Origin of the sequence: Marinagarivorans algicola, assembly GCF_001292705.1 — a bacterium.
GTDB classification, from domain to species: Bacteria; Pseudomonadota; Gammaproteobacteria; order Pseudomonadales; family Cellvibrionaceae; genus Marinagarivorans; species Marinagarivorans algicola.
The window spans coordinates 1-17,146 of sequence record NZ_LGAK01000053.1 but is presented as its reverse complement, the minus strand read 5'-3'; the positions used below and the strand labels follow the sequence as shown (position 1 = coordinate 17,146).

At 47.9% G+C, this 17,146-nt stretch carries 1 protein-coding gene (cut by a window edge); it reads left to right on the top strand.

The genetic code is table 11. The annotated features are described in order from the left end of the window. On the top strand, window positions 1-17,146 hold part of the coding region annotated (locus AC438_RS14165) for an Ig-like domain-containing protein (RefSeq protein WP_202904771.1) (this coding region is incomplete at its 3' end). 18,522 nt of the annotated region lie to the left of the window's left edge; 17,146 of 35,668 annotated nt are visible.

The following is a 17,146-nucleotide window of genomic DNA, read 5'->3' as shown; positions in this document are numbered from 1 at the left end:
GGGTATTCCACGGTTGATGTGTCAGTGAATAAGACTTTAGGGTTGCTGGCAATTGCTGCAAATAATACCCAAGGGAAAGGTTTTATCCGCTTTCGTGCTATAGGTGCTGAAGTCTTAACGCAGGTTCCTGAATATTCAGATATTCTATTTGAAGAGGCGCAGGGTCACGGTTTAGTCGGTAAACCTTTGGATATTGAATGGCAAGATAACTCGCTCTACGTAATGTATGAGCATAATACGCGCCTGTGGTTAGCGGTATTGTCTAATTTAGCGGGCGAAATAACAGTTAAACGCCAGTTGATTGAACGAGCAAACATTGGTGGGGCTAATGTAGCGCCTTCTTTATTGGTCAATTACGGTCGAGTACATCTATCAGTGGGTGGCGAGCTAATCACACTTGCTGAAACACAAAGCGGCTTTGATGCGGTGTATTGGCAAGACAGCGCACAACCTAATGGAGAGGTTTTTGCTGGTGGCGGTGTTACAATGACAGCCACGCAAACAGGTACGGTAACGAATAAAAGCAATGAATTACAGCTTGTTGATATTGTACCGGCACCGAGCACTCGTATTGGGCAAGGCAGTACGATTGTCTTTAAATTTAATGGTTTTATTAATACAGGAACAGCCGATTCACAAGGCCAAGTGACCTTTGCATTAACCGATGCGCTTACGCTAACGAATAGCACAGAGGGTGCTGCGCTGAACGCGCAGTGCTATGAGCTGACTGCCGAAAACCGTATAAACGGTGGGTTTATTTCAGTTGTTATGACCTCAAAGTGCGAGAGTGCATTTGATTTTACCATTGCGATCAATCAAAACTTAAAGGGGCAAAATGGTCAGCCTTTAGTCTCCCCGATTATGGCTAATTACCACTTTGAGCCAGCACAAAAACCCCACATTATTCAAGTGGTTCGTATTAATGGCAATACTACCAGCCACTTTTTTCACGGTGGCGCGACCGGTGATAACACCGAAGTTGCGCACATTAGCGGCTCCGGTTTTGGTGAAGATGCTAGCGCGCTAGAGGTGTTTATTGGCGATACACCGGTAGTGTTGGACTCGGTGACGAGCGATTTAATTATCTTTAAGGTGCCTGATTTAAAAATCGCATCTACCAGTGCGTCTTTATCCGTTACAGTAAAACGCGCAGGGCTGAGTGATACCTTATTTGGTGCAATGGCTATTTTACCTGTTGCCTCGGTAGATGATGTATCTCCGCGTACGGGCAGCCCGCAAGGTGGTAATTATGTGCATATTTATGGTCGTGGTTTTAGCCATAGCACAACGGTTACGTTTCAAAAGGCTAAGGCTGGCGATTTAACCGTTTACTCAAGTAATCACATTCGTGTACGAGTGCCTTCGGGCAGCTTTGGTCATGCAGATGTCTCGGTAGAAAATAGCTTGTTCGCTAATGAGAAATTTACACTGCCCAATGCTTACTTTTACTCAGGCCGTGAAACAGGCTCTGTACAATTGTCCGATGACGCCCCGTCGCCTATTTCCGCTTTAGCGGTGAGTAATCAAGTGCTTTATGCCATTACCGGTGGCTATTTTGATGTTGTCAACAGCACGGGCGACTTTGTTAAACGTATTGAATCTAAGCAAGCTCGTTTGGTGTTAGCGGATGTCTCTGACCCTGTGCATCCTATTATTTTAGAAAAGCAGCACGCAGGACAAAACCGGCCTTACCACCTTGAGGTGGCCAATTTAGGTCATCAAGGTTTTGTCGCAATGCAAATTAGCGATAATAGTTTATTTGTGGGTGGTGGCAGAAGCCTGTATCACTACGACTTAACATTGCCTACAGACCCTTATTTACTTGAAACTTTACCCACAGTGGCTGAGATCAATGATTTAGCAATAGAGGGTAACGCTTTATACGTTGCCACTAATGACGGTTTGCAGGTATTAGCGAAAGGCGATGATGGTTTTATGGTGCCCGTTGCTGCTTTAAATAGACAGCAGCTAGGTGGCGTGCCTACACGCATGGTGATTAATGAGGGCTCTTTGTGGTTGGCAATGCGCGACCAAAAGCAGCTCGTTGATATTGATTTAGAAACAGGCCTTTATAATGTTGTTAAGCGTTTACCGGCTAAACTCAAAGGCATTGATGGCGGCGCTATCGCCCCTGAAGATGTCTTGGTCTACCATAATTTATTATTAGTTTCTACCGGTGATAATGCCTCTGTTTTGGTTTATGAAATAGATGGCTTATCGCTTGAACCTGTTGCCGAGCTAGCGCTGCATAACCTTGTGCAGCATGGTGGGCTTTTTGCGGGTGATTTATCGGTGGTTGGGCAAACGCTCTATGTGGCATCAGGACAAGGTGATTTACAGTTATTTAATATAGCGCCATGGATGAATGGAATCTTTAACCAAGAAATCACCTTAAGCGATTATTTTGCTGTGACAGGTAACGTTAATAGCTTTGCCTTTAGCCCCGAGGCTATTTATGCCGGCGCTACCTTTGCATTAATTGACGGTGAAGCTAAAGAAAACCCTATTGATGAATCTGTAAATTATATGGGTGGCTCATTAAATACTATCGTCAATAGTACTTTGACTGTGGTGTCACAAGTGCCTTTAGTCGGTGATGTACATCCGGCTAATCAAGCGATTGAAATTCAATTTAATCGCTTGTTAAATCAAGCGCAGTTAGTCGACTCTGTACTGCCTGCTTCGTTAGCGCTAGTGGGCGACAGCGATAATACGGTGGTTGATATTGCACTGAGTCAGCGTGTAAATAATGATGGCGGTTTATTACGTGTTGTCCCCACGAGCGCTCTGGTGGCCGGTAAACAATACCAAATCACATTTGAGCCGTGGCTAAAAGATTTACATGGCAATGAACTTGGTGAAGCTTATACCTTTAGGTTTACGGTAGAGGCGGGCAGCCGGCCAGTCATTGATGATGTTTCACCGTCAGCACTGAGCTGGCGCGGTGGCGAAACGCTTACCCTGTATGGTCAATATTTTACCGAAGATACAATAATCAGTATTGGTGGCCAAACAATCCCAAGCGATGCGGTAACCTTTATTAGCGCCAGTGAACTGACCATTGTGCTGCCGGCCTTATTAAGTGCGCCGCAACAAAACCGTGTTGTGGGTGTGAGTGTCTCGAATGGCAGCTTAGTCGATTTTGACAGTGCAGCCTTTAGTTATGTGACTGACCCTACGATTAAAGCCATTGGACTTTATGATCGAATAACCGAAAAATTGATGAAGAACGAGCGCACGCTGCTGTTTAATGCCGGTGAAGTGATCGGTATTCAAGGTGAGGGTATTAATCGTGATACGCGTGTGCGCATTAATGGCGCACCAGTATTAGATGTACGGGTAGAAGATGCACAGACCATCAGCTTTTTGGCACCACAAGATACTTTAGGCACACTGTCAATCGAACTATCTAACGGCACCTTCGCCGCAGATACTGCTATTGATCAGTCGCTAGAGGTGATTATTGATGGAGGGTTGGCTTTAGGCGCTTTGGGAGTGTCCGATCGCAGTCGTCAAATAATGGTGGCAGCAACAGCGAAAGAGCTTCGCGTATTCACTTTACAAGACAGCCGTTTACCCTTATTACTTTCACAGGGGGCATTAACTGAACCTGCCGCAGCTATAGCAACCGATGGTGGCTACATCGCTGTTTTAGGCAAGGTAACCGGCGATATTACAATATTTGATATTAGCAATTTGTATGTTCCGGTCATTAGCCAAGTGATTCGTAATGATTTTGCACAAAGCTATTCGGATATTCGCTTACATAATGGCTTGCTTATGGCGCGTACCGAGCAAGCACTTTACTACGGCAGTGTTACCAGTGCCGTACTTCAAGAGTCGCCACTGAGTACTCAGCCGATAGATGTGATCAATATCGATGAAAAAGTGTTTGTGCTTTATGATACAACGATCGAAGTGCGATTACTCAATGATTTAAAGACTATTATTCGCACGGTTGAGCACAACGGCACAAATCCGCAAAAGCTTTTTGCAGGCACAAATAATTTATTGCTGGCCAATCGCAATAATGTCTTCGTTTGGTCGCTCAATCATCTGGTTGCCGGCGATACTTATTATGCTCAATTACCGCTTGGCGCTTCTGAGTATTTATCACTCGCACTCAATGGCGAATTATTGGTTGTCGCCAATGATGATGGCATTCAGCTTTATGATGCGAGTGTTGCTGAACAGCAATTAGTCTTGGCGCCCATTACCCGTATTAATACCGGTATTCAAATACGTCAACTCAGTCGCTTACGTTTTACCCGCAATTTATTAGAGTGGCATACAAACAACGGGCAATACTTTACAGCATTAGTCCCTTTGGCAAATGTCAGTGATATAGCACCTAGTGTATTAGCATTGCCCGATCAAAATATTGGGCTGGTGTTGGCAGGCCGTTTGGATGATTTTTATGAGGCATCTATTGCGGTAACCTCTCAAAATACAAACACTCACATTGAGGGACTTTCTCAGGTACAAGGCGATGTATTAACCTTTAAGCCGGCACAAAATTATGTCTTAGGTGAATCGTATCAGCTGTCTATTTCAGGTGTGCAGTCTTCGATTAAAGGCGGCGCTATGACGTATGATATGCCGCGCCATATCACGACCGAACCATTGTTTGGCTTAACCGACGCTAAGGTGCACACAATAGCGCCCAAGGTTATTTTAAGTGATGTTGCAACCACCGTAACAGTGCACGGCGAGTCGCTCGATCAATTAGAGCAGCTTGATATTGGCGGCTTGATTTATACCGCTGCAAATTGGACTGTCGCTAGCAATGCTAAGACACTGCAATTAGACATTCAAATACCCACGCAAGGCTTGTTAAGTCTGCGTGCTTATAGTCAGGGTTTAGTGCAAACACTCCCCGCCTTATTAGAGGTGGTCGCGCCACTCGCGATTGATGATGTAATAGCCATAGATGGCGGAGTCAGTGATTCAGGTGGCTCTCTTATTACAGTCACTGCATCAGGTTTAAGTTCTGATGTGACGGCGCATTGGTTTGCCATTAATCGCAATATTGTACCGGCAAACAATAACCAAGTCGCGTTTACACGCGATGCAACAGGCCTACATTTTATCGCCCCTAACGCATTATTAGGCGAGCGTTACACGCTGGCTTTAGTGCGCCGCTCAACCGGTGAACAAGTGATCTTTGATCAAGGCAGTATTGGTGCTGTTGATGATACCGCTCCACAAGTGACGTTACTGCAAAGCTTAGGGTACACCAAGCCCTTAGTATTAACCGTCACCGAGCCATTAGCCGCTGATATGACTTGGCAGGTAACCCAAGTGTTTAAAGATTATCAGGTGCGTGAAGAACCACAGGTTGATATTTCGGAGCGTTTTGCTTTAGAGGTGTCAAACTATGCCTTAACGCTTGGCCTTAAACCCGGCCAAAGCCTTGAGCACAATGCGGTTTATCGTATAACGATCTCGGGCTTGGTTGATTTACAGGGTAATTTACCGGTTGATAATAATGTAGTCATTGGCGGTGTTTTACACAGTGAATTTGTCGCGAATGATTTATTAGCGCCCAATGTTGGCACAATGACACTCACCAATGAGCAAGGCATCGCGGTACAAAGTGGTAGTGCGTTAAAATCCGGCTCATCTTATTTATTCCGTGCGTTAGCGCGTGATAATGTCGCTGTCGATAAGCAACTTAAATACAGCTATCGCCTATCCGGTGATGACGGTTTAACTTGGCTGTCGGCATGGTTACCGCTGACAACGAGCAAAATCGGTACCGCCGATTTACGTTTTGATGTTGCCGCTAGTTTTGCTGATGTACTACTGCTCATACGTGTCAGTGATGGTACCAATGCCGCCGAACGTGGTTATCGCTTTCCAGTAGCTAACCCGCAGTTAAATGCTGTATTTGGCCATGCACCTTTGCGTATTGAAGAGCTCAATACTGTGACATTGTCTTATCAGTTAACCGGTGATACCCGCCTGATTCAATCCGGTGAAAAAGCCGTATTAGTGCGCACCGATAGTCGTGGGCCTTGGCGCAAGGCTCACTTAAACCGTGAAACAGGTATTGTTAGTTACACCTATAAAGCAGCCCGTTTAAAGACGTTAACAACGGATGACTCGTTAACCACCACAACATCACTGCGTGTCGAATATGGCCTGACAGGGGATACGCGTGTGGTGTTATTTACCGGTGATGTAGTGATTCACAAAGACACGACTGCGCCGGTTGTCGATATTGTGTCGCCGGCTGATGGGACTTTTGTACCCAAAGGCGAAGTGGTTGATATTGTTGTGCAAAGCTTTGATCAAACAGGTATTGCCCAGGTTGAAGTGTGTGTGGGTGATGCTATTGCCACCGCTCAATGCCAAGATGTGATCGGCACTAATGTGTATGCCTTAGCGGTCCCTGATAATGACAAAACCTTGACTGTGCATGCCCGCGCTCGCGATTTGAATGGTTTAACAAGCGCGCTAAAAACCATCACGCTACAACCTGTTGATGGCCAATCATCCGTGCCTGAGCTGACTTTTATAACCCCTCAAAATGGCGTAACACTAAGAGCCGGCCAAACGGTTAATTGGCAGTTGCATATGCAAGGGGTAGCGCAAGCGACCCTACACTTTGATTGGGGTGGCGACGCCGCCAACCCTGTTATTGCCCCCATCGTTGTAATGGCTGAGTCGGGTTTAGCGTCAATGACTGTGCCCGCCAACTTATCGAATGGCTTAATTGTCGTGCGTGCACAGGCCACTTACAATGGCCGCACGCTTACGGCAACAGCGTATGTGAATGTGTTGGCTGATGACGGTATTAAAACACCGGCACAGCTATTAGTGTCACCTCATCGCACAGTACTTGCGGGTACTTCTGTACGCTTTAGTGCAGCAGCGCCAGCGCAGATGACTGATTATTCAGAGCGTTCACACATTGTGATGGATGAGCCTAATCGTGAGCCAGAGGCCTTTGGCTTTAACACTGAGCATACAATTCAAACCACGGTTAACAGCGGTAATGTGCATTTAGAGGCCTTATTAGAAGATGTTTCTGGCCATACAGTCTCAACCAAACACACGTTAACCAAAGAAGCCTACTTTAGCGCAGAGCCTAAGCCTTACTATACCCCAGAGCCAAACCGTGAAGTGGTAGCACTCACAGCCGCCAGCACCTATGGCGCCGGTGTTGTGTGGGCAGAGCAAGTTTTTGGTGGCGGTATTATTGTACGTGATAGTGCACAAGTGATTGCCCGCTTACCATACGGGCAAATAGAAGAGCTCACCTTTACCGGTAGCGGTGTTTTATTGGTCAGCCAAGACAACGGCTTACGCCAATGGCATTATTGGAGCCAATCAAGCGCAGGGCTTACCGAGTACAGCGGTCGTTTACACGGCGAGCTTGTCGGTGCATCAGGCCACTTTGCCTTTGTGCGCTATGGCGATATTGTGACCGCTTTTGACCTTACCGTAGCACAGGGTTTAGTGGCCGGTGTTGATGTGCAACATGCCAGTGCCTTGGCTGTTGCAGCAGGGCGCTTGTGGGTGCTAACGGGCGACAGTGTTATGGCTTATAGCGTTGGCTTGGGTGAAGGCTCGCCATTAAGCGGTATGCCACAATTACAGCCAGTGGCTTCAATAGCCCTTACGCAGACCTTTACAGGTATGCATGCCGAGCCAACCGCTTTAGTGCTTTGGGATGAGCAGGGTAACACTCAGCGTTGGAACATAACCGCCGACGGGTCTTATGTATCTGCGGTGCAGTGGTTGAGTGAGCAGCCCGTGGAGGCCGCTTTAATAGACGGCGACATAACCTGGTTGCGTACCCGCGGCACATTGACTGATGTGAGCTGGCAGGCTTGGCGCGGCGGCGAACTTATTGCGCGCGTCTTTGAAGCAACAGCCCATCTTGCGATTACCCCAAGCCAATGGCGCTGGATTGGCGCAAATGGTGATATTGTTGGGCGTGATGTACAGGTTGATAGCGCCCTTAAGGCACCGGTCTTACACACTTACAGCTTACCGTTAGCGCACTTAGTCGTTATTGATGGGGCGGTTATTGATGGGGTTGCTATTGATAGAGCTGCTGCGCACACCGCGTTTGAGCAGGTTGTTTTTACTGATGCGAACGGGCAGGCCGTACCGGCTCAGCCCATTGTGAATATTGGCCAATACGATACCCATTTTGCTGAAGCGTCTGTTAAAGGGCAGGCTTGGTTAATCAGTCGCCGCCATAGTGTAGGCGGCACGCTCAATGCAGCGATTCACTTCCACGGCGGCATAACTGAAGGGCAAAGGCTTACGGTAACCCCCGCCAGCGCAGCACAAGGCGAGCTTAAACCTGTGGCCAGCCAAGTTATCGCGGCGCAGGCTTTTGTGCCTTTATCACTCACCTTAACAGCGGGTGCAGCTAATACCGTTACGGTCAATACTTTACCGGTTACAACCTTGGCCGATAGCGCCTTTAGTTGGTTAGCTTTACCAGCCACAGGCGCAACCCAAAGCGTGTCTTGGTTAGCTGATGAGGTATTAATGGATGCCAGTACTATCACCCTTACCCCTAATGGTAGTGCGAACGTTGGCATGAGCATTACAGGGTTTAGTAATAATGCTGTAATGGCCGAATCTAGCGAGCTGTCCTTTAGTTATGCGATTGATACCACACTCGAAGACCGTTTATTAAAAGCGGTGTTAATTAGCTTAAAAACCTTTAATGGCGATACCATCACTCAGTGGGTGACAACAAGTGCTAGCGCGAAGGTTAGCCTACGCTTGCCCGCTGTAGCGCAACTAGAAACCTATACCGTGAATGTACAAGCGTTTATGGGTGATGAATATGCGCATCAAGCCATAACACGTTCTGTGCGTGTAGCCCCCGAAAACACTTTGCCTAGCCCGCAAATAGAAGGGCTAGCAGCGATCATGTATGCACAAAGTGTCTTAAATTTAACCGTGACCGATAGCAATAACTTGGCAACAGTCACCGCAACGCTCGAAATTATAGATCAAGACAATCAGCGTTTAGCCACAGGCACAGACACACTGCATTTTGAGGTTCCAACATCAGTCACATCGTTGATTGTTAGGGCAACCCTTGATGACGGCAACGGTAATCAGCAAGTGATTGAGCAGCAGCGCCAAGTACTCCCTGCACGGGTGTTATCGGTGGTTGCCGGTGGCCGAGCTTTTGATGTCATAGCACCAGTGGCAGGCGGATACTGGGCCAGTACCGGTAATGTCCTGTGGAATGATGCCGGTCGCGAACGGATATTGCCCATGGCACCTACGCATTTAGCGGTGGCCGACTCGCGGATTATGGCCTTAGGTAATGGGCAATTACTGATTATTGATGGCGATACCTTAGAGGTGCTTACCACCTTGCCAGCGACAGATGTTGTCGCTATCAAAGCCAACGGCCCAATGGTGGTTATGCAAACCCCATCGGGGGTCGACAGCTATACGTTAGTGGGTAATGCCTTACAGGCAATAAGCTCAAAAGCCTTATCAAACATTACCCAAATAGGCACGTTTGGCCACAGTGTATTAGCCATGAGCGACAGCACTCTTTATTGGCTAACCCCAGAGGGTGTAGAGCGTGGACGCTTTACGCACAATAACTTGGTGAGCTTTATTAGCACGGGTAATAGCGTGTACGTTAAAGCCAAAGCCGGTGAGTTATGGCAGCTACGCCCAACGGCCGACGCTAGTCACCCAGGCTTTATTACCCACCTTTTAGCCACCAATATTACCGCTGAGCAATTCATAGCCTCAGATAGCGGATTGTTAGCCATAGACGCCGACAAAGAGACTATTAGTGCCTTAAAAGTCTTGGGTGACCATGGCCTTACCGTATCTGGGTCTTGGGCATACCACTGGCCTGCCAATACGGTATTGGCGTGGAGCCAAGGCAAGTTATTACTCAGCAATGGTGAGCAATTAGCATTAACGCAAGCCTCTAGCGCATTAACACCCCTTTACGCCACTGCCGCTGCACCTGATGGTGCTAAAGGATACATACAAGACCTTGCCTTTGATAATGGCGAGCTTATGAGTGCAGCCGATAACTTTGGTGCACATATTTACCAATGGAAGACGAACGGCACTTGGGCACGCCAAGGCTTCCCTGCGCAAGCCTTTAACGAAAAAGCTGTCGCGGTGATGGCTGATGAAGCCTATCGTTACTTTTTACAGCCCGAGCAAAAGCGTGTGCGCCGCCAAAGCAAGCAAACAGGTGGGGTATATAACGTTGTTGAGGGGCAGGATTGGTCGGCGATGGCGCAAACCTCTCGGTATGTGATTGTGGCCACCGATAATGTTTTATGGCTCAATGCCAAAAAGAACAACAACACGCTGCAGCTCGAGCTGCCGGTCAATGAGGCCATTACAGCCGTTCAAGCGGTGGGCAACACTGTTGTTGCCTCAACCGATGCTGGCAACTTTGTGGTGTTAGCTGTGCCTGCCTCAGGGGTTTTTGCTAATAGCGCCAGCGATGTGAGTGATGAAATACTCGACAGCGCTATTATTATACCAGCGCAGGCCACAGGTCCTTGGTGGTTGAGTGGGCAGCATATTTATTTCACAGATCAAACTGATTTAGTCCGTATCGACCTTTATTCGCAGCAACAAACTCGCTGGGCGAATGCCGGTGCTATCACGGCGATGGCGCCAGGGCAGGGCGTACTCTGGTTAGCATTGAGTGATCAAGCCGACCATAAAGTGGTTGCCTTTGATTTACAGCGCAACACACTCAACGCGTTAGCCCTGCCTACCGCGGCCCGTGTCACAGCACTGGCCTCTGAACAAGGCTTGTTAGCCATAGGTATGGGTCGCTTAGGTGTCTCTGTTTATGCATTACCCCAAGCCTTGCTTGGTGCCAATACCGACCTTAATGCTCCTTCGGTATTGCGTGCCGTTGTCGCTGGGCAAACGGTGTATGCGGCTGTGGCTGATAGTGCCGGGATTGCCCGCGTCACTTACACGGTCAATGGTACTGTGGTTGCGCGCAGCCATACCACCCCTTTTGATGTACAGTTCCAGGTGCCCGCCAGCCTACCTAACGGGCAGCACTTTAACGTGGTTGCCCACATTGAAGCGCTCAACGGTGATCTATTCAGTGACGATCTAGCTAATAGCGGCCTACTGAAAAGTGCGGCGCGACCGATTTTGCTGCATACAGGCAGTACACCAGCCAACACCTTTACCGTCAATATGGCGGTTACCACACCAAGCTACTGGCCAACACCCGTGCAGCTAGAGGCGCAGGTATTAAATGCTAGTCAGCCGATAGCACAAGTGGAATTTTACCTATCCAATAGCGAAGCCGGGCCGTATCAGTATTTGGCAAAACGCGTTGGCCCTATTTATAGTATTGAACGCGCGTTTGCCGTGGCGCAAAGTGGTAGCTTTGTTAAAGCACGTGCTGTTGATGTGTACGGTAATGTGGCCCAATCGCAGCCGGTACGCTTTGAGCGACTCACCGATAGCAATGACCCTACCGCGACGATTCGACTAGAAGGCAAGGCGCTAATAGGGGCAAACATGGCAGCACAAGGCCACCCATTAAGTATTATTGCCACCGTCAGCGATGCCGAAGGCCACGTTGCCCAAGCCTTATTAAAGCTCACCCAGGGCTCAGAGCCTGCGCAAGTGGTTGCCGCAACCTTTAGTGCCGGCGAGCTCACGCATGTACTGAATGCGCCTGTTGTGGGTAGTTACACGGCAAGCGTGGAGGTGACCGATAGCGCAGGCCGCACAATACAAACCACGTTACCGTTTACCATCGGTGCCGATGCGCTGCCAGTGATTAGCGACTTAACGGCACCGGCGCAAATTAAAGAGCGCGCTAGCTTTGACATTACAGTGCAGGCTGTAGATGATGTAGGCATAGCCAAAGTGATTGTAGACTTTGGTAATGAGCACCAAGAGTTTGAGGTGTTTGGTGCAACAAGCTTTAACCAAACAATATCATTAACCGATCAGCGTTTAGCGCGTATTACCGAAACGCAAAACCCTGTATTAAGTGTGACGGCGGTAGATATTGTTGGGCAGCAAAGCGAGCTAGCAACACAAGTGATTGCGGTTGTACCCGATACCACACCCGATGCCACTTTACTGACTATTACAGGGCCTAATACCGGCTTATATAACCAAAACATTAGTATTAGTGTTGCAGGGCTATTGGCAGCCGATGATAGCCGTGCATTAACCGTAGGCTTATACAATAGTGCCGATCAATTAATGGCTGAGCGTACTGTAAGCACTAATGACACCCACTTTAGTGTCAAACTGCCTAGCTTTGGCGCTAGCTTTGATTATTACGTGACCTTAAACGATGGCCTAAATAATGTAGCGATCGGGCCAGCACAAACCATAACACTAACGGGTTTACCGAATAATATTGTATTTGCAGCCACTAACCCAGCAGCTGTGCAAGTGGGTGCTGAGCCTACCTTTAGTGCTACCGTACGCGATAGTGCCGCACGCCCGGTTAATAATGTTAGGGTGCAGTGGACACTCATTACACCAACCAATACGCAGCAAGTATTAGGCAGTAGCTTAACCGGCCAAACCGGCCAAAGCAGTATTGCCGTTAATACATTACGTGCGGCAGGGCAGTATATTTTACGGGCAAATTTACCCGCGTTCTCAGGCGTTGCCTCGGTCGACTTTCCCTTTACGCTAGAGCCCGGCCAAACCAGCGCTATTCATATTGATTACATCGAGCCTGTAACCGTGGGTGAGACCTTTACCTTAACGGCCCGCGCTATTGATAGCCAAGGTAACTTTGTTGGTTCAGATAACACGGCGGCATTAACGCTAGCCTTGCCAACGGCTAATTTTGCCTTTGCCGATAACAGCGTAACCGTTGCAGTGATTGATGGCTTACCCACGGCCCAATTCACCTTACAAGCAGGCGTCGCCAATATTGCGATTAATGCAGGCACCGTGGCTAAAGTGCACAGTTTTGGTTTTGCCGCGAACGACCCGGTGGTGGTTTTTGACCATGACAATTTGGTTAGCACTGCTCCTTTGCTAGGAAATCCTCAAGTGCTGCTTCTTGCGGGTGATCCAGCGCGTTTGGTGTTAGTTGATGATAATTTCCGAGAGCAAGCTCTGGGAGAAACAAAAGAAGTCCAAAATATATATGGCGCTACGATAAACTTAATTGCTCAAGATTCGTTTGGAAATCGCTGGTTTTCACCGCAATCTCATTCAGTCGTAGTTTCAGTGAGCGGTAGTGCCACTATCACTTCTGTGGCGGAGTCGCTTCCGTCTTCAAGCATTAGTCTTGAGCTCTTAGCTGAAGGGGCGTCTTTCACGGTTCATGATGAGCTGCAAGAAAATGTCACCATTAGTATTGATAGCGCAGCCACACTTGCCTCACTAGATATCTCAAGTCAATTCGAGCTAACGTTTATTGCTAATCCACCTTTGATTAGTGGCGCTCGTTATGTAACGGATACCAATGATAATAAGCTCAAATTACAGTTAATTTTTGATGAGCCTGTAATGGCTCAAGCAGGAACAATACTCCGCTTATCAACTATAGCTAACGGTCCGGCTTTATCGGGTAGCAGCACGCTGGGTGAAGATGGCCTTTCTGTGACCTTTACGCCTAATTCCAGCCTTGGTTTAGCTCGCAGTTATGTGTACTCCACAAACGACTCTAGCCTAGTAGGTTTAGCGAGAGGAGATGTAATTGAGCAACGAGAAGCTGTGGTTCGTACCCCAGAAGCTCTGATTGATATCAGGTCGAGCATGTGGATTTATGGTGATGAGATTGTTGGTCTAAGAAGTGCAAACATTCTAGAAGGTGCGAAGTTTACTCTCGGCATAGACTTGGCTAGTTCAATATTGCCTTCAGATATTATTAATTCGCAAATCTCGTTTAATGAGCAGTCACAAACCTTCGACTTTGCTTCTGCAACGCTGCAAATGCCATTGTTGAGTGAGTTGACTATTGAAGACGGTGATAGCGTTACTCTTGAGCTATCTGGAGACATAGAGAGCCAAGACTTCTCTGTAGGCAATCAGCTCCAGCTAAGGTTATTCACTGAGGACGGTGATGTTGATGGAGACTCATTGAGCAATGCTGATGAAATCCTCGCAGGTTTAAATCCAGATAATACCGACAGTGATACAGATGGTATTTTCGATGAGTTTGAGGATAGTGATGGAGACGGCTTAAATAATCAGGATGAAGTGAGTGCAGGCACCAAACTGTATTTGGGCGATACCGATGGGGATGGCCTAACGGATTCAGAGGATCTACATCCTCTGACTGAAGATGAGATTGAGCCTCAGGTCACTATCGTCTCGCCAACGCAAAGCACCGTCTTAATTCAAGGTGTCGACACCTTGATAGCAGCCACAGTTGTGGAGCAGGGCCGAATTACCAGAGCGGAGCTTGTCGTTAATGGTCAGAAATATGACCTGCCAAACGATGGTCCATATAGCCGAAGCGTCACCGTACCTGTAGGTGCAGAATCGCTAGATGTTGAGTTTACGTTTGAGGATACCAATAACAATATTGGTTCAGCTGAAGCGTCATACACCGTCAGCGATGATCCTGGCACCTCGTTACTTGGCCGCTTGGTTTACGAACTCAACAACGAGTTTCTTGGGTTGCCGGGAATCGTTGTTTCTAACAACAGAGATCCACAAACCAGTGTTTCTGACATTGATGGTTATTTCAGTCTCCACGATTTGCCCGCTGTAGAGGGGCTGCTATGTGCAAGTATCTCCATGACCCTTGCAGGCCAAAGCTTATTAGCTGCATCAGACTTGGTTGAGCCGGTATTCGACGGCACGACACAAGTGGGGGATATCGTTGTAACAAGAGTACCTTGGACCTTTATCACACCAGAGGCCGATCCAGTCACTTTGACTGAGGATGGTATCGTAGTGCAGCTTTTAAATGAGTATAGCTTTCAAGGTGAAAGCTATAGCTCAATCAGTATTTCAGCTGATGGCCGACTCATGCTGCAAACGCCCTCAGCGGTCGATTACCAGTGGTTACCGATTGACGATCAATGGAATAGTAATGGCATCGGGCAGTTGATAGTTGATGAGCTGGATGACCGTATTGTTATCACTTGGCTCAACCGAAATATCGTGGGCGAAAGCACCAGTTATCAGCTACAAGCTTTCACCGGCGGCCAAGTTATCTACGCTTTCCGTACCCAAAACCCAGAGCCTGTTGTTATAGAAGATGGTGACGTCTACTGGAACAATGTTTCATTGTTACTCGACTTCGAGGGTGAGCAGAACATCAGCGTGTTTGAGGACCAGTCTATTCGCGCTGCAGTGGTAACCGCTACTGGCGATACTGTTCGAGATAACCTAGAAATCAAGTTTGGCGACTATGCTGCTCGTTTTGATGGCGATATGGATAGCTTAGCTTTAGCGAGCTCTCCAATGCCTAGTGACTCAGGTGCACCGTTTACTATTGAAGGGTCGGTATTTATTACCGAGCTAGCCTCTGTTAATGACTCGCTGAACAGTGGTCATGGTTTATGGACTGAGGGATGTAGTGGCGATAGCTGTGAGCTCGGCCTTTTGGTACGTGAGGATGGTAGCCTTACTTTACTCAGAGGGGATCAGACCTCTGATACAGAAATGGCAGCCAACAACTACTCAACTAGAGCTGGCATCGTTTCTGAAAACCAATGGCACCATATCGCGCAAACTTTTGATGGGCAGCGGCATAAGCTGTTTGTAGATGGCCAGCTAGTGCTGACATCTCCAGTCACTTATGGGCGTCAGCAAGTGGGTAGCTCCTTTAGCGTTGGGCAATATATGCTAGTTAGCTATCCGCAATACCGTTTTGACTTAAATGGCTATATGGATGATGTACGTATCACATCTGGTGTTGCGCGTTACACGGATAACTTCATTCCTCCGCAAAAGGCGCACTCTCAGAAGACCCCAGCTGAATTAACGGATCAGCACTGGGCGCATACCATGAGCTTGCTGCACTTTGATGGTGATGATGCGAGCACTAATTTCTTTGATTCAGCTGAGCACGGAAATCTGAGCTTTACCGCACAGGGCGCTGCAGAGCTATCCTCAGCACGCAGTCGCTTTGGTGGCAGTAGTCTTGCCTTATCACGTGACGCCGTGACATGGATTGAGACCGAGGCTAATCAGCCTGAATTGGCATTTGGGACTGATGACTTCTCTGTAGAGACTTGGGTTTACTTAAATTCCCTAGACAGTATCTGGTACTCCAGTATTTTAGGTAACTTCGATGGCTTAACTCCAGGCTCTTGGGCGCTCTTCGTAACTCACCAACAAAAACTGATGTTTGTAGTCGAAGGGGCAACTTCAATTTCGAGCTCTTCTGAACTTGAAAGCAACCAGTGGTACCACATAGCGGTGACGCGTAAGAAGGGTCTGGCTCAGTTGTGGTTAAACGGTACTCTGGTTGGGCAAGGTGTGCTACCAGTCAATTTGGCAAATAACCTGCCTTTCTTCATCGGCGCTACAGCCAATGCCGCGGCCACTACACGTGACACTTTGGATGGTTATGTTGATGACTTGAGAATTACTCGAGGTATTAGCCGTTACACTGAAGCATTTGATACTCCGCCGATTGCCTATCTGGCTGGAGGGGTTACAAGAGATGGAACCCCTGAAAATGATCAGTTAGTCGGTACCTATGCCGATGAAGTCATTCGTGGTTTTGCAGGTGATGATGTCATTAACGGTAACGCTGGAATCGATACTATGTACGGCGGTGCCGGCAGCGATACTTATTTCTGGGCACCAGGCTCAGGCAATGACACCATCGTTAACGGGGATACTTCTGCTCACTCTTCAGATGTAGATCAACTTATTCTGACTAGTGGGATTACGCCGTTAGATATCAGCTGGGCAATAATTGAGTATGACCTCGTCCTTTCATTGCGTACCTCAGATGAGCAGCTGGTTGTTCGTGATTGGTTTAGATCAACACAAAATCAGTTAGCTCAAGTTGTATTTGATTCGTCAGGTACGGGCTTTATCCCTGCTGATATTTATCTTCGCTTAGATACTCAAACCGTTGGTGATGCCGGAGACAATTTGTTGGTGGGTTCAACCGGTGAGGATGAGCTTAGGGCTGCCAACGGTAACGATATCTTAATTGGCGGAGCCGATAACGATAACCTCGATGGTGAAAGCGGTA